This is a genomic window from Streptomyces sp. NPDC045955 (assembly GCF_056430805.1).
On the sequence record NZ_JBWKKY010000001.1, the window covers coordinates 301,641 to 322,325 of the forward strand.

The window sequence follows — 20,685 nt, forward strand, 5'->3', positions numbered from 1 at the left end:
CCACCACGACCCCCGCCGGCGACCCGGCGGTGCACGGATTCGGTGCTGGAACTCCCGTCGGCGACCCGGCGGCGCACGGGCCCACCACCACAACCCCCGCCGGCGACCCGGCGGTGCACGGATTCGGTGCTGGAACTCCCGTCGGCGACCCGGCGGTGACGGCACCCGGAGGAACCGAGGGCGTGCCACGGGTCGTCGTCGAGTTCCTCGACGGTGACCGGACCTGGACCGAGCAGGACGGAACGCTGCACGTGCCCGTGCTGCTCGGTCCCGGGCCGGTGCTCGTCGGGCCCGTCGGTGTGGCGCCCGGCCTCTGGGAGGTCTTCCGGGACCGCGCCAGGGCCTGGGCGGACGCCGAGGGCGTCGAACCGGCGGCCGGGCCCGTCGCCCACTCCCTCGCGGGAGCCCTCGCCGCACAGCTCCTGACCGACACCCTCACGGGTGTCGCGGAGCCCGGTGAGGCCCATGTCGTCCACGGCCCCGATCTGACGGCCGACCGCGTCACCGTCACGGGCGCCCCCGTGCACGAAGCGGTCGCCGTCCGTCTCGGCGACGCCCCCGCCGAGCCCCTCCCCGCACCGGAGGCCGCGCTCGACGCCGCCGGCGTCCTCACCGCCCGCTGGACCGGCCTGTTCGCCTCCGCGCGGGGCGAGCACCTGCCGCAGATGCCCCTCGCCCTGCGCGCGGCGGAGCACCGGGCCGACCGCACGGGCACGGTCACCGCCTGGGCCGCCCACCAGGAGACGGCGACCATCGCCGCCGCCCTGGCCGCCCTGCGCGACCGCGCCACCGGCACACCCGGCACACCCGCGGCGGGCCTCACCCAGGAGCACTGGCTGCTCGACGGCGCCCTGCGTCACCTCACGGGAAACCAGCAGGCCTTCGTCCCCGACGCGGACGCCCCGCTGCACGCCGAAGGCCGGCGCATCCGCGCCGAGTTGCGGTCGTTGCTCGGCGGTACCGCCCCCCTGCTCACCGTGGCCCGGTACCCCGGTGTCGGCTGGCCGCTGGCCCAGGTCACCGCCGAGGGGCGACCGCTCGGTGCCGGCTGGGGCCCGTCCCCCGCCGAGGCCGCGTATGCCGCACTGTGCACGGCACTCGCCGCCGCCCAGACCGGCGGCACGGCCGGCCGGCTCTCCACCGACGCCCTGCTGACCACGGACGACACCACCCGTGCCGCGCTGCGGGAACAGCTCACCGCGCTCGCCGGCTACCGGGGGCAGCCCCGCCGCACCGACCCGGTGCTCGGCGAACTCCCCTTCTGGCACGGCCCGGTGTCCGTCCCGACCGACCGCACCGCCGAGGAGCCCGCCGATGCCGACCGCTGACCCGACCACCGCGGTGCACGCCGGCCCCGCCCTGCCCCCGACGGCGCACGACGACTGGCTGCCCGCCCTCGCCCCACTGGCCCGCGCGAGCGGGGCCACCGTCTCCGTCAACCTCGGCTGGGACCTGGACTGGGAGCGCGACCGCCTCGCACCGGCACGGGGACCGCACCTGTCCGTGCGGGTGTACGACGACGAGGTGATGGTCGGCCCGCTGTGGGTGCCGGGCACTACCTCCGGCTGTGCCGCCTGCGCCGAGGTGCGCGAGCGCACCGTCCTCGACCACCCCCTCGTGGGCGACCTCACCCAGGCCACGCGGGTCCCCGCCGCCCCCGCCCCCCTCCTGCCCGACCTGCTGCGCACCGGCCTCGATCACCTGGCGGACCGCCCCCTCGCACCCGGCGAGGCCTACTCGGTGACCGTCCGGGGCACCCGCCGGCACCGCATCGCCCGCAGCTTCCACTGCCAGATCTGCGGCCCGTCCTCCGAGGACCTGGTGAGTACCGGGCCCCCGGCGCCCCGTCCCCTGCGCTCCCGGCCCGCCGTACCCGGGGACGCGACGCGCACCGCGGCGAGCCGTCTCGTCGAGCCCGGTTTCCTGCGGGACCGGCTCGTGGACGACCGCTTCGGGCCGGTGCGCGCGATCCTGCGCGAGTCGCACGCCCCGTTCGCGATGAGCATGGCGGTCGTCGCGGACGCCCCGGCGATGGGCCACGGCAGGGCGCGTACGTTCGCGGAGACCGAACCGGTCGCCGTCCTGGAGGCGTACGAGCGGCTCGGCGGCTACCCGTACGACATCCCCCTGGTCACCGGCCGCTCCCACCGCGAGGTCGCCGGGCAGGCCGTCGACCCGGGCAGCCTCGGCCGCTACACCGCCGAGCAGCTCGCCCACCCCACCAGCAGGGCCACGCCGTTCACGGACGACACCCCGATGGACTGGGCCTGGGGCCACGACCTGGCCAACGGCACGCCCCTGCTGGTCCCGGCCGACCACGCCTTCTACCAGTACGAGTACGCCTTCCGCCGCGACCGGCGCGCCGCCCGCGTGGCCGGTGCCGCGAACCGCAGGCACTACTTCTTCGACTGCTCCAGCGGCTGCGCGGTCGGCGCCAACTACGAAGAGGCCGCCCTGCACGCCCTCTTCGAACTGGCGGAACGAGACGCGTTCCTGACGTCCTGGTACCGGGCGCGCCCGCTCCCCCACGTCCCGGTCGCCACGCTCGCGGACCCCACGAGCCGGGCCATGGTCGAACTGATCCGGGCACGCGGCTACGACGTCCATCTCCTGGTCGCCACGCGGGACATCGGCCTGCCGGTGGTGTGGGTGATCGCCGTGAACGAGAAGAACCCCTTCCCGGCGACCTTCTCCTCCGCCGGTTCCGGGGCCGAGCCCGAGTCCGCGATCCGCGGCGCCCTGCGCGAGGTCGCCCAGCTGGTCACGAACCCGGTCGACTGGACCCGCGAGCAGGTCGAGCGGTTGGTCGAGGACCCGTGGCGCGTGGAGGAACTGGAGGACCACGTCCGGTTCTCCTCCATCCCCGAGACACGCGACCGCGCCCTGGCCGGGCTCGGCGGCCCGGCCGTCACGCTCGACGAGGCGTTCCCCGACTGGCCGGGCCGGCTGGAGCGTGCCGCGCGCGGCGATGTGCGCGAGACCCTGCGGTACGTGGCCTCGCTCTTCGCCGACGCGGGCCTGGACCGGATCGTCGTCGTCGACCAGACCAGCCGGGAGCACGCCGACGCAGGCATCGCCGTCGCCCGTGCCGTGGTCCCCGGCATCGTGCCGATGTGCTTCGGCCACGCCCAGCAGCGCCTGGACGGCCTGCCCCGGCTCCGCGCCGCCCTGCGCGGCACGGACCAGGAGCACCGGGCGATCCCCTACGACCCCCACCCGTTCCCGTGACGGCCCCCGCCGAGACCTGGGTGCGGCGCGCCCCGGTCGACCTCCCGGGCCCCGACGGCGACAACAGCATCGCCCGCGAGCCCCTGTGGTACGCCTACGGCGCGGGCGACGACAACCCCGAGCCGCCGCCGTGGACCTGGGCGGCCACCCCGCCCCCCGACGCCCACGTGCCGCCCCCGCCCCCGCGCCCGGCGGGGCCGGCGACCCTGCTGCCGCTCGGCACCACCGAGCGCCTGTCCGCGATGCCGTACCCGCGCGTCCTGGCACCCGGCCCTGCCACACCGGACGCCCTGCTGCACGCCCTGACGGCGACGTTCGGCCCACTGCGCCGCGAACCGGAGAACCCCTACAACGAACACCGGCCCTACGCCTCCCCGCGCTGCCTCTTCCCCGTCCACGCCTTCGCGGGCGACGACGGGGCCTGGCGCCTGATGGAACCCACCCGCCACACTCTCACGGGCCCCGGCGCGGGCACCCCCACCCGCATCGCCCTGACCGGCCGGTACACGTCGATCCCGCTGGCGTACCAGTGGTTCCGGGGCTCACTGGTGGCGATCGAAACGGGCATGGTGCTCAGGGCGTTGAGCCTCGGACTGGAACTCTTCGGCGTCCCGACGACCCTCACGCCCCCGACCGAATCCGGACCGGACCTGTTGCGCGAACTGGGCGTGGAGCACACCTGGGAGTGGTCGCTGCCATGGCTGGTCGACGTGGGCCGGCCACACCCCTCGGTACGCCGACCGGCTCAGCCGGAGCCGCCGGCCCCTGAGGGGGATCCGTCCCTCAGGCATGTGATCGACCTCAACAGAAGGTGCTTCAGGGGCGCGGGGAACCGCGCGACAAATCCCCCGCAGCCCGCACCCGTCACCACAGCCGTACCCCCCGCCCTGCCGACGTCACGACTCACCCCCACCTGGTCGGAACTCCTCTGGCACCGCCACTCCGGCCGCATGCCGAGATCCCTCCACGGCATGGACTCGGCCAAGTGCCACACTCCCCTCCCCACCCGAACCCTGACCACCGCCCTGGCCTGGCTGGGCGTCCCCCCACCGCACCCGGCCCTCGCCGCCGCCTTCGACGCGGTCACCATCACCGCGGTCGTCCAGCACATCGACGGCCACACCTCGGGCGTCCACCGCGTCCACAACGGCACCGCACACCTGCTCCGCGAAGACCCCACCGCCCCCGCCGGCCTGGAGGCCAACTACGGCTACGGCCTGACGCCGGTCAACGGCTGCGGCATCGCCAACGCCCCCCTCACCGTCTTCTTCTCGGTCCGCCCCCGCGACCTGTTCGCCCGCTTCGGCCCCACCGGCTGGAGCGCCGCCCAGCACGCCTGCGGCTGGGCGGTCCACGGACTGTGCCTCGCCGCGGCCGCCGAAGGCCTCTTCGCGCGGCCGGTCCGGGCGTTCAAGGAGATCCAGACCAAGGAGGTCGTCGGCCTGGACGAGGACGAGACGATCGTCCTGTCGGCTGTGGTCGGCGTACCGCGCGAGACCGGGGGTGCCGTGCTGGACCTGCGCACGTAAGGCCCTGGAACAGCCCACCGACCGACAAGGAACGCGTATGCCCACCACCGCACCGCACGACTGGAGCGCCTGGCACCTGCACCTCGGCACCACGGCCCGCAGCGCTCACGACCGTGTCCTGACGGACGTCATCGGCCCGACGGTCGGCGAACTGCCGCCCGGCACCCCCTGGTTCTTCATCCGCTACTGGCAGTCGGGCCCGCACCTGCGGCTGCGGATCGCCGGCCTGTCCCCGGACGCGTACGCGCGCGCGGAGCAGGCCCTGCGCGACCGGCTCGCCGTCGCGGGCCGGCTCGCTCCCGGCGAGGAACCGCTGGCACGGGAGACCTACCAGGAGGGCGCGGCCCGGCTCGCCGCCGCCGGTGAGACCGGTGTCAACGCCACCGTCCAGGCGCTGTTGCCGCCCGGCGTGCACCGCGCCGACTACGACCCCGAGTACGAGCGCTACGGCGGCCGCACGCTGATGCCGGCCGCCGAGGCCCTCTTCCACCGCTCCAGTGAACTCGCCTTGCGGCTGGCCCCCCTCGTCACCAGTGAGGCGCGGCGCGCCCGGCTCGCCCTGCGCGGCACGCTGTCCGCCGCCGTCGCCCTCGGCGGCCCGGACGAGCGCGCCCACTACTTCGCCCGGGGCCGGGACGCCTGGCAGGCGTGGGCGCGCGACGCCGGGCACCCCGGCGAGCTGCTCGACCGGATCACCGAGGTCGACCAGGACCCGGCCACGGCGGGCGTCTCACCGGACGTCCACGGGCCGTTCACCGACTGGTACGAGGCCCTGACCGCCCACGCCGCCGAGATCCGGCGCCACTCACCGGTCCATCCCGGCATGATCCTCTTCTCGCACGCCCACATGCTCCACAACCGCCTCGGCCTGAGCATGCTGGAGGAACTGCGCACCTACGCCTGGCTGTCCCACGTCTTCCCGATGCCGACCCCGGTAGCGGCCCGGGCATCCAGCCCGGCATCCGAGCCGGCCCCCGACCCGGCCCCCACGGGGTGATTCCCCCGCCCCCGTGGGCGCCCACGCGAGAGGCCCGGCCGGAATCCCCTCACCGGCCGGGCCTCTTGGCGTGTCCGTTCATCCCTCCCGTACGAACTCGGCCCGCACCCGCACCCGCAGTTCCGCTCCGACCAGGCCGCGTATGCCGCCGACCCCGCACGCGTGCCGATCGACCAGGGCGCCGGCCCGTACGACGGCCCGCTCGCCCCGCACGGTCAGCTCGTCGACCGTGAACGTCACCGGGGTGGCACGGCCCTTGACCTCCAGCAGGCCGGCCAGCCCCAAGCCGTCTTCGTCGAGGAGTCGTTCACCGGTGAGGCGCAGCTCGGGAAAACGCTCGGCGTCCAGGAAGCGCGGGCCGCGCACGGCCGTGTCGCGCTGCGGGTTGCCGCTCTCGAAGCCCGCCGCGCCGGCCGCGGCGTCGAGGCGGAGCAGCACGCCGTCGGCGCCGAGCTCGACACGGCCCGAGCGCACCGGCACGGAACCCCGCACGGGCAGGAAGAAGAAGTGGCGGCCGGTGAACTCCACGGTGGAGTCGGCCGGTTCGAGGCGCCAGGTCCCGCGGAGGGCGGGGTTCGGGCGGGTGGTGTGGTCCACGGACATGGTGGGGCCCCTTCTGATGGCGGGGTGGGGTCGGCGGGAAGCGCCGAGGGGGCCTCCGGGAGGCCCCCTCGATGTGGTCGGGTCGCGTCGGCTCTACTCGGGGCGCGGGTCCCAGCGGAAGCTGCGTACGGCGATCAGGGCGCCGACGACGCCCCAGGCCGCCAGCACGGCCAGTTCCTTCCACTGGACACCGGCGCCGTGCGCGAACGCCGCGAGCATGGCGTCGTTGAACGGCTTCACCGGCAGCACCCCGGCGATGGTGTTCATCACCTCGGAGTGGATCGGAAAGTAGCTGCCGGAGATGAACACCAGCGGGAACTGGATGAACTGCACGACCGCGGGCGCCGCTTCGGAGTTGCGGATCAGCGAGGCCACCCCGACGCCGAGGGCGCAGAAGCTGGCCGCGCCGAGCACCAGGGTGAGCGCGAGGACCGCCCAGTCGGCGGGCCACGGCACGCCGTAGAGCCGCCCGACGCCGATCACCAGCGCCACGTCGACGACGCTGACCACGATGCAGTGCACGAGCAGGCCCGCGAAGTACACCCAGGCGGGCAGCGGGGTCGCGTGCAGCCGCTTGAGGACGCCGGTCTGCCGGCGCATGGCGAGGACGATCGCCAGCTGGCCGTAGCAGGCGCCCAGCACGGACACGGCGGCGATGGTCGGCGTGTAGTACTCGAGGCCGCTCAGGCCGAAGAAGAAGTCCTGGCCCTCGCTGCCGGCGAACACGGCACCGAAGACCGAGATGATCACGATCGGCAGGACGAAGGTGAACACCATCGACTGCGGGTTGCGCCAGAACGACAGCTGCTCGTAGCGGATCTGGTGGGCGAGCAGGGCGAGGGAGCCGCGTTCGTCGGGCCGCTCCCGCCCGGTACGTTCGGCCCGTCGTCCGGTGGCGGTGGTCGTGGGGGGCAGGGTGCTGGTCATCGGCTGCTCCGTCCGGGTCGGCGCCCTCGGCGCGCACGCGCCGCCGAGGACGGTGTGCGGTCCCGCCCGGTGGACGGGGACGAGGCGTCCTGCTGTACGTACGAGCTGGTCATCCCCAGATAGACGTCCTCCAGGGTGGGCTGCTCGACGGTCAGCCGCTCCAGCGGTGTGCCCCGGTCCAGGGCCCAGGAGGTGAGCCGGTGCAGGGCGGCCGTCGGCTCCTTCGCCTCGGCCGTCACGAGACCGTCCTCGGCGTCGCTGACCGGGATCGGCACGTCGTCGATGGCGGCACCGGCCGGCAGCGCGAACCGGATCCGGGCGAGGGCGGTGTCCCGCCCGCCGATCGTGTCGGGCGTGCCCGTGGCGACGATCCGCCCGGCGGCGATGACGGCGACGGAGTCGGCCAAGGCCTGCGCCTCGTCCATGTAGTGGGTGGTCAGCAGGATGGTCGTACCGGCGTCGCGCAGGCTCCGTACGACCTCCCAGGCCCCGCGGCGGGCGCCCGGGTCGAAGCCGGTGGTCGGCTCGTCGAGGAACAGCAGCTTCGGGTCGCCGATCACACCGAGGGCGAGGTCGAGCCGCCGCTTCTGCCCGCCGGACAGGTCCTTGACCTTCGCGTCCCGCTTCTCCTGGAGCCCCACGAGGTCGATGACCTCGTCGACGCCGCGCGGGGCCGGGTAGTAACCCGCGTTGCGGGCGATGGTCTCCCGCACCGACAGGTACGGCTCGACGGCGATGTCCTGGAGCACGAGGCCGATCTGCCCGCGCAGCACGCGCCCGTCCGCCTTGTCGCCGGGATCGCGGCCGAGGACCCGTACGTCACCGCCGTCGCGGTGCCGGAAGCCCTCCAGGATCTCCATGGTGGTGGTCTTGCCGGCGCCGTTCGGTCCGAGCAGGGCGAAGATCTCCCCCTCCTCGACGGTGAAGTCGACGCCGCGTACGGCCTCGTGGTCCCCGTACTTCTTGAGCAGGCCATCGACGGCCACCGCGGTCACCGCGGTCGCTCCACTCGTCGTTCGCGTGTCACGGCGTGCCTCCAGGTGTCGTGCGTCATGGGGTCGTCTTCTCCTGGAAGTTAGGGCCGGACGGGGGTGCGGCAGCAGGTGTGGCGGGGTTTCGATGACGTCCGTCACGCAAGCGGCGACAGTTGTCAGCACGGCGGGGCGGGACGTTGCCGCCCGGTGGCGGGCGCCACATGCTCGGGACTCGACCGATGACAGTGCGTCCACGTCGGGAGCGCGCACCACGGCGGTGCGCGGACGTGGCGCGAAGACCCGGAAGGCGGTCCCTGAGGTGCTGTTGGGCGAAGACACAGAAGGGCGGCGGCAGCCCGGGAAGCCCGCGGGCCCGGCCGGCGGGGAGCGGCCGGTGGTCGCCGTCGTCGGCGCGGGCATCGGCGGACTGGCCCTGGCGAGTGCGCTGACCGCGAACGGCACGCCGTACGTGATCCACGAACAGGCCCGCGAACTGGCCGAGGTGGGCGCGGGCGTCCAGCTCTCCCCCAACGCGATCCGGCCTCTGCTGCGCCTCGGCCTCGGACCTGCGCTGGAGGAGCACGCGGTGCGGATCGAGGCGATGGAGGTACGCGGCTGGAACGGGCGGCCCATCGCGCGCACGCCGCTGGGCGCCGAGTGCGAGCGCCTGTTCGCGGCGCCGTACCTGACGATCCACCGGGCCCATCTGCACGGCGCGCTGCTGTCCCTGATCGACCGGGAGCGTCTGGGCCTCGGCCAACGGCTGAGCGCGGCGCGCGAACTCCCGGACGGCGCGGGCGTCCGGCTCACCTTCGACGACGGCACGGTCCGCGCGGCGGACGTGGTGGTCGGCGCGGACGGCATCCACTCCACGGTCCGTGAGACGCTGCGCCGCGACGAGCCGGTCTACTCGGGCCTCGGCATCTACCGCGGTCTGGTGCCGGTGGACACGTTGCCGGCCGAGGCCCGCGAACGGCTGGTGCGGCTGTGGCTCGGGCCGGGCGGGCACTTCGTGTGCTATCCCGTCGCGTCCGGCGCGTACCTCAGCTACGCCGCGACCGTGCCACTGCCCTCCGACGCCCCGCCGCGCGAGTCCTGGTCCCGGCCCGGCGACCCGGACGAGCTGCGCGCGGTCTTCGGCGCGTGGACGGGCCTGGTGGCCGACATCGTCGAGGCGGTCGAGTCGACCCACCAGTGGGCCCTGCACGACCGCCCGCCGCTGCGCACCTGGTCCACGAACCGCATCACCCTCCTCGGCGACGCGGCCCACCCCATGCTGCCGTTCATGGCCCAGGGCGCCAACCAGGCGATCGAGGACGCGATGGACCTGGCCGCCTGCCTGGCGGGCGCGCCGGCTCCGGCGATCCCGGAACGCCTGTCCCGCTACGAGTCCCTGCGCATCCCGCGCACCGCCGAGGTCCAGCGCGGTTCCCGCGGCAACGCGGGCATCCTCCACCTCCCCGACGGCCCCGCCCAGCGCCGCAGGGACGCCCACATGGCGGTCCACGCGGCCCTGCACGACCGGGCGGCGCTGTACGCGCACGAGACGGGGCGCAGTGTGGTGCCGGCGCCGGCGTGAGGACGTGATCCGGAAGCGTGATCCGGAAACGATCCGAAACATTCGAATAAGGGAATCCTGCCCTCCGCACCACAAGGGCAGGGATTTCCTCCTGCCGACACCTCTATGACCCACAAACTACCCACTTAACTGGGTGAATCCTCCACGCCCGCCCCGCAACGGCCGACGAATATTTCGCAACTCCCACCGAAACCATTGACAGTTGACAGGGCCCGGCCAACACTCCCGATGACACAGGCTCCCCATCGACCGACCCCCACGAGGACGAGGAGGAAGCACCCCCATGAAGAAGTCATCGAGCCGCTTACGGCTGCTCATCAGCAGCGCCTGCACCATGCTGCTGGTCGCCTTCGCCACCATCGGCATGCCGGGCACCGCCCACGCCGACACGGTCATCACCCAGAACCGGACCGGCACCGACAACGGCTACTTCTACTCCTTCTGGACCGACGCCCCGGGCACGGTCTCCATGACCCTGTCCTCCGGCGGCAGGTACAGCACGTCATGGCGGAACACCGGCAACTTCGTCGCCGGCAAGGGCTGGAGCAACGGCGCCCGCCGCACCGTGAACTACTCCGGCACGTTCAACCCGTCCGGCAACGCCTATCTGACCCTCTACGGCTGGACGGCGAACCCGCTGGTCGAGTACTACATCGTCGACAACTGGGGCACGTACCGGCCCACGGGCCAGTACAAGGGCACCGTCACCAGCGACGGCGGTACGTACGACATCTACAAGACGACCCGGTACAACGCCCCGTCCGTCGAGGGCGTCCGGACCTTCGACCAGTACTGGAGCGTCCGGCAGTCCAGGAGGACGGGCGGCACCATCACGGCCGGCAACCACTTCGACGCCTGGGCCCGGGCCGGCATGCCCCTGGGCAACTTCAAGTACTACATGATCATGGCGACGGAGGGCTATCAGAGCAGCGGCAGCTCCAACATCACGGTGCACTGACGATGGGAACCACACCACCGTCCTCGCTCCGCGCCCTGCTCACGAGGCTGACCGTCCTCACGACGGCCGCGGCCGCCGCCCTCACGGCCACCACCACGGCAACCGCGACCGCCACCCCGTCCCGGGCCGACGCCTGCACCGGATACGTCGGCCTCACCTTCGACGACGGCCCGTCCGGCAACACGACCGGGCTGCTCGACGCGCTCCGCCGCAACGGGCTGCGGGCCACGATGTTCAACCAGGGCCAGAACGCCGCCGCCAACCCGTCCCTGGTCCGGGCCCAGGTGTCCGCCGGCATGTGGATCGGCAACCACAGCTACACCCACCCGCACCTGACCGGCCTGAACCAGGCCCAGATCGACTCCGAGATCTCCCGGACCCAGCAGGCCGTCGCCAACGCGGGAGGCGGCACACCGAGACTGTTCCGCCCCCCGTACGGCGAGACCAACGCGACGGTCAAGTCGGTCGCGGCCCGCCACGGCCTGACCCAGATCATCTGGGACGTCGACTCCCGGGACTGGAACGGCGCGAGCACCGAAGCGATCGTCCAGGCCGCCGCCCGCCTGACCAACGGCCAGACCATCCTCATGCACGACTGGTCCGCCAACACCCTCGCGGCGATCCCCCGCATCGCCCAGGGGCTGGCGGCCCGGGGCCTGTGCGCGGGGATGATCTCCCCGCAGACGGGGCGCGCGGTGGCCCCCGGCTGAGCGAACGGCGCGATGGCCTCCGGCGGCCATCGCGCCACGCGGGCAGGATCGAACCGCCGGAACCCGAGTACCAGCATCCCCGCACCTCTCGGGACGGGAGGCGAGCAGGGCCCTCCCGCGTGGCCGAAACCCCACGCAGGCCCGGGGGCGGGGCCGGACACCATCCGTGTCCGGCCGGGGAGTTCACCTAGGTTGGTGGACCGGTCCCCCTTCCCCACCCCCAGGAGGCCCTGCCGTGCCCGACGACAGCCTGCGTGCCCGTATCGACACGTCCAAGCCGCACTCCGCCCGCTTCTGGAACTACTTCGTCGGCGGCAAGGACAACTACGAGGTCGACCGCGAGATCGGTGACCAGATCAAGTCGATCTTCCCGGGCCTGGTCGACGTGGCGGTCACGAGCCGCCGGTTCCTGGGACGGGCCGTCCGGTACCTGGCCGTGGAGCAGGGGGTGCGGCAGTTCCTGGACGTCGGCACCGGGCTGCCGACCGCCGACAACACGCACGAGGTCGCCCAGCGCGTGGCACCGGACTCCCGGATCGTGTACGTCGACAACGACCCCATCGTGCTGGCACACGCGCATGCCCTGCTCACCAGCACGCCGGAGGGCAGGACCGCCTACCTGGACGCCGACCTGTACGACCCGGAGGCGGTCCTGAAGGCCGCCGCGGGCACGCTCGACCTGTCCCGGCCGGTCGGTCTGATGATCCTCAACACGCTGGGGCATGTCGCCGACTACGAGCAGGCGCGGGAGCTGGTGCGGCGGCTGATGGCCGGACTGCCGTCCGGCAGCCACCTGGTGATCAGCGACAGCACCGCGACGAGCGAGGGCATGATCGCCGCGTCTCAGGCCTACAACGCGAGTGGGGCCGTGCCGTACTACGTCCGTCCGGTTGCCGAGATCGCCGGGTTCTTCGACGGGCTGGAGCTGGTGGAGCCGGGAGTGGTACGGGTACCGGAGTGGCGGGCGGAGCCCGCCGATGTCGACGCCGCCGGTGTGGATGCGTACTGCGGCGTCGGCCGCAAGCCGTAGGGGATCCATTGCGTCTGGCGTGCGGCGCCGTGGGGGCTGGTCGCGCCCACGCGGCGGAGCCGCATATCGGTGCAGCCCGCGCCCCTGATGATCCCCCACGCGATAATCAGGACATGTCCGCACCCCCAGCCCCCGAGCCGGTTCGGCGGCTCATCGGTGATCTTCTCGCGGTGGGTGAGGCGTACGGCCTCGTCCTCGCGGGCGGGTACGCCGTGCTGGCCCACGGGCTGGTGCGGCGGGGCGGCCGGGACGTGGACCTCGCCACCGAGCACCCCGCCGGGATGGACGACATCGCCGACACCGTCCGCACGGGCCTGGTGGCGCGCGGCCGGCTCGTGCGGACGCTGGAGAGCGATCCGCTGTCCGCCCAGTTCCTCGTCACCGACGCGGCGACCGGTGAGGAGTACGAGATCGGCCTCCGCAAGGAGGTGCTGTGGCGCCCGCCCGTCACGACCGGGCTCGGACCGACGCTGTCCCTCGACGACCTGGTCGGCACCCGCGTGCGGGACCTGGCCGACCGCGGACTCGCCCGCGACCTGGTCGACGTACACGCCGCCTCCGCCCGCTGGAGCCACCCGGAACTGGAGGAACTCGGCCGCCGGCACACCTCCGAGCCCTTCGACCTCACCGACCTCCAGGCCCGGCTGACCGGCACGGACTGGCTCGACGACAGCGCGTTCACCGCCCAGGGCCTCGACGCCGAGGCCGTCGCCGGACTCCGCCGCTGGGCTCAGGAGTGGGCCGACGACATCGCGGAACGGCTCATCGAGGGCGGTGCCCCGGAGGAGAGCGCCCCGGACGAGGAGTGAGCCGCGCGGGAACTGACCGGTCGGTACTCTGACCCGATGGGGAAAGGGGCAACCGGGCCGATGGGGGTCGTCTCCGCGCTCATACGGGTGGCGTTCCTGGTGGACGGGGTGTACGCGGAAGCCGGCCGGAGATACGGGCTGACACCCCAGCAGGGGCAGCTGCTCTGCGTGCTGATGCCGCAGCCGTACGGGATGGGCGAGCTCGGCGAGATGCTCGGGCTGGCGAGGTCGAGCCTGACCGGCCTGGTGGACCGGACGGTGCGGCGCGGTCTGGTGCGGCGGGCGGGCGACCCGCGCGACGGACGGGCCGTGCGGGTGGGGCTGACGCGGGAGGGCGCCGCGCTCGCCGAGAAGTTCCACGACGAGACCTGCCGCCGGATGGAGGCCCTGCTGTCCGGGCTCAGCGGCGCCGAACGGGAACGGCTGGCCTTCCTGCTGTCGCGGGTCGTGGCCGACAACGAGGTTCCCGAGGTGTTCGTCGAGCCCGAGCAGCGGACCGGCAACCGAAGCAGCTCATCGTCCTGACACCGCCGCCCTCGCCCGCCGCTCCCGCCCTGCCGCCGCCGTCAGCGCCAGCGTCACCCCGGCCGACACCGTCGCCATCGCCGTCATCGCCCCCGCCGGAGAGGTCAGTTGGGCCACCGAGCCCGCCAGCGTCGCCGCCACGCCCTGCATCGTGAGCATGCCGGCCGAGTGCAGTCCCAGGGCGTGGCCCATGAAGGCGTCGGGCGTCAGGGCCACCAGGCGCTCCTGCTGGACGAGGCTCGCGCCGAAGCCGACCGAGGCCAGCGTGACGGCGGCTGCCGCGAGCGGCAGTGGCGGATGGAGCAGGAAGGGCACGTACGGGGTGGCCAGGAGCAGCAGGAGCGGGAAACCCAGGCGGGGGCGCAGGCGCGGTGGGACCAGGCGGCCCACCAGGACGTCCCCGGCCAGCATGCCGAGCGCCGCGCAGGCGAACAGGGTGCCCGCGGAGTCGGGGGCGTAGGAGACGTAGAGGGACTCGCAGCCGACGACCAGGCCGTTGGGGATCCACAGGGCCAGATAGATCCGGCGGCGTGGTGCGGACGACCAGAGCAGGGCGTCGGCGCGCCACGTCGCCGACACCGAGGGCCGGCCGGCCGCACGGGGTGGGCGGCTGGTCAGGCCGAGGCGGACGACCGCGGCCGCCAGAAGGTAGAGGGCGGCTGATGCCAGCAGGGAGATCCGCGGGGACAGCAGGGCCACGAGCGCGCCGCCGGTCGCGTATCCGGCGATCTGCATGAGGCCGCTCATCATGTTGAAGACCGAACGGCCCAGCAGATAGCCGTCCTTGGAGAGGATCTCGTTCAGCAGGCCCCAGCGCACTCCCCCGCCCACCGACTTCGCCAGTCCCATGGCCAGGACGATCGCGAAGAGGACCCAGATCGGTAAGCCGGGCAGGGCCAGGGCCGCCGTGCCGGCCGCGAAGAGGAGGGGCAGGGCCGTGAGGGCCGCGCGCGGGGGCAGCCGGTCGGCCGCCGAGAGCAGGAGCGTCGCGCCCAGCACCTGCACCAGCGAGGAGCCGAACATGCTCACCGCGGACAGCAGCGGCGACTCGGTCGCCCGGTAGACCAGGGTGCCCAGCGCCAGTCCGCCCATCGTCTGGGCGACCGTCTGCGCCGAAGCGGCCAGGAAGAACGGGGTGAACTCGGGGGTACGGAACAGTTCGCGGTAGCTGCGCATGCCGGGAGTCTCCGGCGCCCCGGATCGCGTCGTTATTGTTTCGCGCAGGTGCGAAACGTCGGGGGTGCGCATGGGCTGGTGGCAGATCAACGCCGACACCCTGGCGGCAAGCCGGTTCGTGCTCTCCCCGCTCGCCGAGACCTTCGCCTGCCTCCAGTTGCTGCACCGGGGCACACCCGCGCACCCGGGCGAACGGGCGTGGCTGCGCGACCATCTGCCCGGCTACCGGGCCCGGCTGGCCGCCGACCCGGTGACCGCGCTGCTCGTCCGCGCCGGGCTGGGCCGGTCCTGGATCGCCGACTTCCTCACGCCCACCCCGGAAGACCGGGAGACCTTCGAGGAAGGGGTGGCACGGGTGCGGGCGGCCCGCCCCGACGAGGCCCGCGCCCATCTGCGGACCTCCCTCGCCGGCCCGCTTCCCGCCGCCCTGGACCGGGACGACCTCCCCGAGCGCGCGGCCGGCCTGCTGACGTACGTCTGGACCGAGACCGTGCGGCCGGACTGGGACCGGCGCCGGCGGGTGCTGGAGGCGGACGTGGTCGCCCGTACCGCGCAGGTGAGCCGGGGCGGTTGGGCGGCGGTGCTGGACGCACTGCGACCGGGCCGGACCCGGTGGCTGGGTGACAACCGGCTCCAGGTGAATCTGCACGAATATCCGCCCCGCGAGATCTCCGGCGCCGAGCTCCTGTTCGTGCCGGTGACGCCGAAGACCGGCTGGGTGTCCTGGGAGGAGCCCGGCCGGTACGCGGTGATCTACGCCTGCGCGGGGGTGCTCGCCGACCCCGGCGGCCGGACCGTCCCCGCGAGCCTCGGCGCACTGCTCGGGGCCGCCCGGGCCGGTGTGCTCGTCCTGCTCGACTCCCCGCTGAGCACCAGCCAGTTGGTCGCCGTGACCGGGCAGGGGCTCGGCTCGGTCGGCCGGCACCTGAGGGTGCTGCTGGACGCCGGGCTGGTCGAGCGGCGGCGCGCGGGCCGGTCCGTGCTGTACGCGCGGACGGCGGCGGGGCAGGTGCTGGTGGAGGCCGGAACCGGTCGGCCCGACACCCGCCGGAGTTAGCATCCGCTCATGACGACTGACAACGGTTCCTCTCCCCTCGACGTCGAGATCGGTGCCCTCCAGGGCGGTTCCGCCGACCTGTCCCAGTACGCGGGCAAGGCGGTGCTCGTGGTGAACGTGGCCTCCAAGTGCGGCCTGACCCCGCAGTACAACGGGCTGGAGAAGCTCCACGAGCGCTATGCCGAGCGCGGCTTCACCGTCCTCGGCGTGCCCTGCAACCAGTTCCTCGGGCAGGAGCCCGGCAGCGCCGAGGAGATCGCCGAGTTCTGCTCGGCGACCTACGGCGTGACCTTCCCGATGACCGAGAAGATCGAGGTCAACGGCGACAACCGGCACCCGCTGTACGAGCGCCTGACCGGCTTCGCCGACGCCGAGGGGCACAGCGGGGACATCCGCTGGAACTTCGAGAAGTTCCTGATCGGCCGGGACGGCACGGTCGTCGCCCGCTTCTCCCCGCAGACCGAGCCGGAGTCGGACGAGGTCGTGGCGGCGATCGAGGCACAGCTGTCCTGACTCCCCGTTGACCTTGCCCCTGGGGCAGGGCCGAGCCTCCTCGTCATCGGGCGGAAGAGCCGCCCGATGACGGAGGATGCCGTGGTGGACGTACCGGACCGTGACCTGCTCACCATCGGGGCGTTCGCCGCGCGCGCCCGGCTGTCGGCCAAGGCCCTGCGGCTGTACGACCGGCTGGGGCTGCTGTCCCCGGCGTACGTCGACGAGGCCACCGGCTACCGCTACTACCGCGCCGGACAGGTCGAACGGGCCCGGCTGGTCGCCCTGCTGCGGCAGCTGGACATGCCGCTCGCCCGGATCGCCGAGGTGGTCGCGGCGGACGACGGGCCGGCGGCGGCCGAGCTGCTCGGCACGTACTGGGCGGACGTCGAGGCGCGGGTGGCGGGACAGCGGACGCTCGCCGCGTACCTCCGTGGACGACTGTCGGGGAGGAGCTCCGAGATGTACCGGAAGTTCACGATCGAGACGGTGGACGTGCCCGAGCAGGTGGTGATCACCGAGAAGCGGCACACGCTGGCGGACGAGCTGCCCGCGTGGATCGGGGCGTCGCTGGGCCGGCTGGAGGCGGCGGCCCGGGCGTGCGGGGGTGTGGCCGGGGTGCCGTACGTCGCCTACCACGCCGAGGTGTCGATGGAGAGCGACGGCCCCGCCGAGGCGTGCGTGCCGGTCGCCGACGAGACGGCGGCCTGGGCGTGGGCACAGCGGCAGGGGCGCGCCTGGGAGACGGCGGTGCGGGTGGAGCCGGCCCGGCGGCTGGCGTACACCCGGATCACCAAGGCGCAGGTGGCGCACCCGCAGATCCTGGCCGCGTTCGAAGCGGTGGAGGAGTGGATGGCGGCGGAGGGCCTGACCCCGGCCGGGCCGTGCCGGGAGCTGTACTTCGCGGACTGGGAGGCGGCGGGAGCCGAGGATCCGGTGTGCGACGTGGCGTTCCCGGTGAGCTGATCGCCCTCTGGGGCGCGCGGGCACAAGCGGAGCCCCCTCGGCAAGGACGGCGAGGCTGGTCGAGAGGGCTCTTTCGGTGGTGCTTGTGCTGTTGTCGAGCGGTGGCTCAGGCCTTGACCGAGGCCACGAAGGCGCTCCACGCGTCGGCGGGAAACGCCAGTTTGGGGCCCTCGGGGACCTTGGTGTCCCCGAGTTCCAGGGCCTCTTCGACGGTCGACCTGACCATCACACAGGCGCCGTTGTTGTTGGTGTAGGAGGACGTCGTCCACGTTTCCGTGGCGCCCAGACGAATTGCCATGTTCGCTCCGTAGCAGTTGCGTTTACGCCAACCCGTGCTGGTGGTTGGCGTGATCGACGCTACTCGCCAACATCCTCGTACGGAGCAGTCATTCACTCGACTGGATGGCATATTCCAGGGGAGACTTCCAGTCAGGCGTATCCGGGTGTAGCATCCCGCACTTCGCCGGACGGAAGGTCCCGCGCCACGGACCTGCGCCACGGACGGTCAGCGCGCGTACTCCTTCGCCCGGCGCTCGATGAGCTGCCGCGACTGGTCCACGTTCAGCGACTGCGCCCGCAGGTGCTCGTACATCACCGTGTACTTCTGCACGTCCAGCGGCTTCTCCAGGTACAGGTCGCTGGTCACGCCCTCGATGTACACCACGCTGGAGTCGGCCGCGTCGGCGAACTCCAGGATCGAGTACTGGCCGTTGATGCCGGCGTGCGCACCGACCTCGAACGGCAGCACCTGCACGGTGATGTGGGGCAGCTGCGACATCTCGATGAGGTGCTCCAGCTGCTCGCGCATCACCTGCCGGCTCCCCACCGTCCGGTGCAGGGACGCCTCGTCCAGGACCACCCACAGCCGCAGCGGGTCCGTCTCGGCGGTGATACGGCCCTGCCTGCGCAGCCGGACCTCGACGCGCTTGTCGTTGTCCGCCTCCGAGGCCTCGGGCGAGCCGCCCCGGATGATGGCCTCGGCGTAGGCACGCGTCTGCAGCAGGCCGGTGATGATCTGGGGTTCGTAGACCCTGAGCGACTCGGCGTCCGTCTCCAGGCCGATGTAGACGCTGTACGGGATGTCCCCGAAGGCGTGCCACCAGCCCTGCTGCCGGGAGTCCTTGGCCATCTGCATCAACGAGTCGACGATCCGCTGGTCCTCGACCTCGTAGACCCCGCACAGGTCCCGCACGTCGCGCTGGCTGATGCTGCGCCGGCCGTTCTCCAGCCGGCTGATCTTCGACTGCGACACCAGCAGCCGCTCGGCGACCTCCTCGGCCGTCATGCCCTTGAGCTCACGGAGCCTGCGCAGCTCCTGGCCCAGCCAGCGCCGCCTGACGGTGGGATTGACATTGGACGCCACGGGACGTGCACCTCCGGCTGCGTGCCTCTACTTTGCGTATCTGCTGTTGAGCAGACTGCCACCAAGGTGCTTCCTACCGCTGGGAAACGGTGGATATGCGACGGGTACACGCCAGTTCGGACAGGGCACGCCGAGCGGGGCGGGGAGAGTGTGTGCTCTCCCCGCCCCGCTCGGACAGCGGCTCCCGTGACCGGGTTCTGGGGTGCTGCGGGTACTGCGTGGTGCTGTTGGGTCCGCGGCTCAGTGCGCCACGGCGCGCGCCATGCTCCCGTGGCGCGGCTGCATCGGAACGCCTCGGGCGGGCTCCGCTGCGGACCTGGCCCCGCCGGCGGCCTGACGGCCGGACGGTGCCGGGCTGCGGCGCGGCTGCGCCGCCACGCCGTTCTGGACGTCCATCACCGCGTGCGCGACGAGACCGCCCATGGGGTCGTGCCTGATCAGGTCCCGCAACCGGGACCGAGAGGAACGCCCCTCGTTGCCCGGGTACAGGTGCTTGCCGAGGCCGACCGCGTGTGCCAGGGCGGCGAGCGCGGCGGTCCGCGGGTCCGGCGGTACGCCGGTGCGGATCGCCGAGTCCAGCCGGGCCCTGATCTCCCGGCTGATCTCGTTGTCCGTCGCCTGGTAGCGAGTCGTCGGCAGCACCCCGCACATCTGACCGGCCACGGCATGCACCATGCCGCACCGCTCCAGATGCGAGAGGTAGGTCTGGCGGAGCCCGAGACGCGGCCCGCCAATCCAGTTCACTGCCCGCACGGGAGCGCCGCGCCTACGCAGCAACTCCAACGCGCAGTCCAACGTTGGATCTCCAGTCGGCCGTGGTACAACCACGGCGATACGATCCCCGTCTGGGGCTATCCGTCCGGCCAGTGCCAGCTCCACTAGCTGTGCTCCGGCCAGACCGAGGTCGAGCGACTGCGGCTGCGCAGTGGTACCCGTGGTCGGGTCCAATGCCAGCAACAGAAGCTCCTCCGGAAGTGTTCTGCGGCTCCTGCCCATCCATGCCTCCCCGCGTGGATGAATGACAGGGTGACCCCTCTCACATTGGTCTGTCGAGGGTGCGTGACCGGTTCGTAGTGGAACCAGTAGGTATGTCGTTCTCGTCTACCGGGTGGGTTCAGTGCGCGCACAGGACACTGGTACATGGTTCGGACAGCGCCGGAAGCGGTGTCACGGGCGGCGGTTCACGGTTCGGTACGCGCACGCGGGGAGTGCGGCGCGAGGAGGAGGCATCGGTGGCGGGCGAGTCCCCCGACAGGTCGAAGCAGCGCGAGTCGTCGGCAGAACCGACGTCGGGGAGCGCGAGTCCGGTTCCCGAGGCCAGGAGCGAGGTCCCGCCCAAGCGCGACCCGCGCCTCGCGGTGGCCCGGGACGCGGAGAGGTCCACGAAGCGTGGCGGCGCCGACACGGCGACCCGCGTGCTCTCCACCCGCACGGCGGAGAAGCCGACGGAGACGACGGACGCGGAGCGGGAGGCCGACGCCGAGCGAGCCGCTGACGCCGAGCGGGAGGAGGGCGAAGCGGGCGCCGAGGTGACGCCGGCTGACACCGAGCGGGACGCTGGTGACGCCGAGCAGGACCACAGCGACACGGACGCCGTCGACACGGCGGACGCCGAGCAGGACACGGACGAGACGGACCCGGCGGCTGACACCGAGCAGGACACCGGTGACGCCGAGCAGGACCACAGCGACACGGACGCCGTCGACACGGCGGACGCCGAGCAGGACACGGACGAGACGGACCCGGCGGCTGACACCGAGCA

At 72.9% G+C, this 20,685-nt stretch carries 19 protein-coding genes and 2 pseudogenes; 14 read left to right on the forward strand and 7 right to left on the reverse strand.

The features are described 5' to 3' along the window. The 4 genes and pseudogenes from AC07F0_RS01370 to AC07F0_RS01385 all read left to right on the forward strand — a co-directional run. Positions 1-1,328, forward strand: a pseudogene (locus tag AC07F0_RS01370) (hypothetical protein); the annotation flags it as partial. Continuing rightward, complete coding sequence (locus AC07F0_RS01375) at positions 1,315-3,228, forward strand: TOMM precursor leader peptide-binding protein (protein ID WP_478972722.1); 1,914 nt, start codon at positions 1,315-1,317, stop codon at positions 3,226-3,228. The pseudogene AC07F0_RS01370 and the gene AC07F0_RS01375, both read left to right, overlap by 14 nt. Then, positions 3,225-4,757 (forward strand): nitroreductase family protein, encoded by a 1,533-nt coding sequence (locus AC07F0_RS01380; RefSeq protein WP_478972725.1) that lies wholly within the window; start codon positions 3,225-3,227, stop codon positions 4,755-4,757. Before AC07F0_RS01375 ends, AC07F0_RS01380 begins: the two co-directional genes overlap by 4 nt. Positions 4,758-4,794: 37 nt before the next feature. Continuing rightward, complete coding sequence (locus AC07F0_RS01385; RefSeq protein WP_478972728.1) at positions 4,795-5,754, forward strand: thiopeptide-type bacteriocin biosynthesis protein; 960 nt, start codon at positions 4,795-4,797, stop codon at positions 5,752-5,754. Between the two features lie 78 nt (positions 5,755-5,832). Here AC07F0_RS01385 and AC07F0_RS01390 read toward each other — a convergent pair whose 3' ends face one another. The 3 genes from AC07F0_RS01390 to AC07F0_RS01400 all read right to left on the reverse strand — a co-directional run bounded on the left by AC07F0_RS01390 (position 5,833) and on the right by AC07F0_RS01400 (position 8,279). Beyond that, positions 5,833-6,357 carry a YceI family protein gene (locus tag AC07F0_RS01390; protein WP_478972731.1) on the reverse strand — a complete coding sequence of 175 codons (525 nt, stop codon included), beginning with the start codon at positions 6,355-6,357 and terminating at the stop codon, positions 5,833-5,835. Between the two features lie 93 nt (positions 6,358-6,450). Further along, complete coding sequence (locus AC07F0_RS01395) at positions 6,451-7,284, reverse strand: ABC transporter permease (protein ID WP_478972734.1); 834 nt, start codon at positions 7,282-7,284, stop codon at positions 6,451-6,453. After that, positions 7,281-8,279: an ABC transporter ATP-binding protein gene (locus AC07F0_RS01400; RefSeq protein ID WP_467363628.1), complete on the reverse strand. Its 999-nt coding sequence runs from the start codon at positions 8,277-8,279 to the stop codon at positions 7,281-7,283. Before AC07F0_RS01400 ends, AC07F0_RS01395 begins: the two co-directional genes overlap by 4 nt. 298 nt (positions 8,280-8,577) lie before the next feature. Here AC07F0_RS01400 and AC07F0_RS01405 point away from each other — a divergent pair, with 298 nt between their 5' ends. The 6 genes from AC07F0_RS01405 (at position 8,578) to AC07F0_RS01430 (ending at position 13,869) form a co-directional block, all read left to right on the forward strand. Continuing rightward, on the forward strand, positions 8,578-9,837 hold the full coding sequence (locus tag AC07F0_RS01405; protein WP_478972737.1) for an FAD-dependent monooxygenase: 1,260 nt from the start codon (positions 8,578-8,580) through the stop codon (positions 9,835-9,837). 334 nt (positions 9,838-10,171) lie between these two features. Beyond that, positions 10,172-10,795 carry a glycoside hydrolase family 11 protein gene (locus AC07F0_RS01410; protein ID WP_478973557.1) on the forward strand — a complete coding sequence of 208 codons (624 nt, stop codon included), beginning with the start codon at positions 10,172-10,174 and terminating at the stop codon, positions 10,793-10,795. A gap of 2 nt (positions 10,796-10,797) precedes the next feature. Continuing rightward, positions 10,798-11,505, forward strand: a complete 708-nt coding sequence (locus AC07F0_RS01415; protein ID WP_478972740.1) for a polysaccharide deacetylase family protein — start codon at positions 10,798-10,800, stop codon at positions 11,503-11,505. Between the two features lie 235 nt (positions 11,506-11,740). Next, complete coding sequence (locus AC07F0_RS01420) at positions 11,741-12,535, forward strand: SAM-dependent methyltransferase (RefSeq protein WP_478972743.1); 795 nt, start codon at positions 11,741-11,743, stop codon at positions 12,533-12,535. Positions 12,536-12,648: 113 nt separating this feature from the next. After that, positions 12,649-13,344, forward strand: a complete 696-nt coding sequence (locus tag AC07F0_RS01425) for a hypothetical protein (protein ID WP_478972746.1) — start codon at positions 12,649-12,651, stop codon at positions 13,342-13,344. A 60-nt stretch (positions 13,345-13,404) separates the two neighbouring features. Continuing rightward, positions 13,405-13,869: a MarR family winged helix-turn-helix transcriptional regulator gene (locus tag AC07F0_RS01430; protein WP_478973560.1), complete on the forward strand. Its 465-nt coding sequence runs from the start codon at positions 13,405-13,407 to the stop codon at positions 13,867-13,869. Here AC07F0_RS01430 and AC07F0_RS01435 read toward each other — a convergent pair. Then, the gene (locus AC07F0_RS01435; RefSeq protein ID WP_478972749.1) at positions 13,858-15,045 is read right to left on the reverse strand and encodes an MFS transporter; all 1,188 of its coding nucleotides are present in this window, start codon (positions 15,043-15,045) and stop codon (positions 13,858-13,860) included. The two genes, AC07F0_RS01430 and AC07F0_RS01435, sit on opposite strands and share 12 nt — an antisense overlap. Before the next feature lie 70 nt (positions 15,046-15,115). On the opposite strand from AC07F0_RS01435, the gene AC07F0_RS01440 reads away from it, so the two are divergent. From AC07F0_RS01440 to AC07F0_RS01450, 3 genes are all read left to right on the forward strand, one after another. Beyond that, positions 15,116-16,102, forward strand: a complete 987-nt coding sequence (locus AC07F0_RS01440; protein WP_478972752.1) for an ArsR/SmtB family transcription factor — start codon at positions 15,116-15,118, stop codon at positions 16,100-16,102. 9 nt (positions 16,103-16,111) lie between these two features. After that, entirely contained in the window at positions 16,112-16,615 is a 504-nt protein-coding gene (locus AC07F0_RS01445; RefSeq protein WP_478972755.1) for a glutathione peroxidase, read from the forward strand. Between the two features lie 66 nt (positions 16,616-16,681). Further along, entirely contained in the window at positions 16,682-17,560 is an 879-nt protein-coding gene (locus AC07F0_RS01450) for a MerR family transcriptional regulator (protein WP_478972758.1), read from the forward strand. 106 nt (positions 17,561-17,666) lie between these two features. Here the strand turns inward: AC07F0_RS01450 and AC07F0_RS01455 are convergent, their stop codons facing one another. From AC07F0_RS01455 to AC07F0_RS01465, 3 genes are all read right to left on the reverse strand, one after another. Beyond that, positions 17,667-17,858: a DUF397 domain-containing protein gene (locus AC07F0_RS01455; protein ID WP_086564378.1), complete on the reverse strand. Its 192-nt coding sequence runs from the start codon at positions 17,856-17,858 to the stop codon at positions 17,667-17,669. 207 nt (positions 17,859-18,065) lie between these two features. Next, the gene (locus tag AC07F0_RS01460; RefSeq protein WP_478972761.1) at positions 18,066-18,923 is read right to left on the reverse strand and encodes a helix-turn-helix domain-containing protein; all 858 of its coding nucleotides are present in this window, start codon (positions 18,921-18,923) and stop codon (positions 18,066-18,068) included. Between the two features lie 240 nt (positions 18,924-19,163). Next, entirely contained in the window at positions 19,164-19,919 is a 756-nt protein-coding gene (locus AC07F0_RS01465) for a GOLPH3/VPS74 family protein (RefSeq protein WP_436727246.1), read from the reverse strand. A gap of 236 nt (positions 19,920-20,155) precedes the next feature. On the opposite strand from AC07F0_RS01465, the pseudogene AC07F0_RS01470 reads away from it, so the two are divergent. Next, positions 20,156-20,685 (forward strand): annotated as a pseudogene (locus AC07F0_RS01470) (D-alanyl-D-alanine carboxypeptidase); the annotation flags it as partial.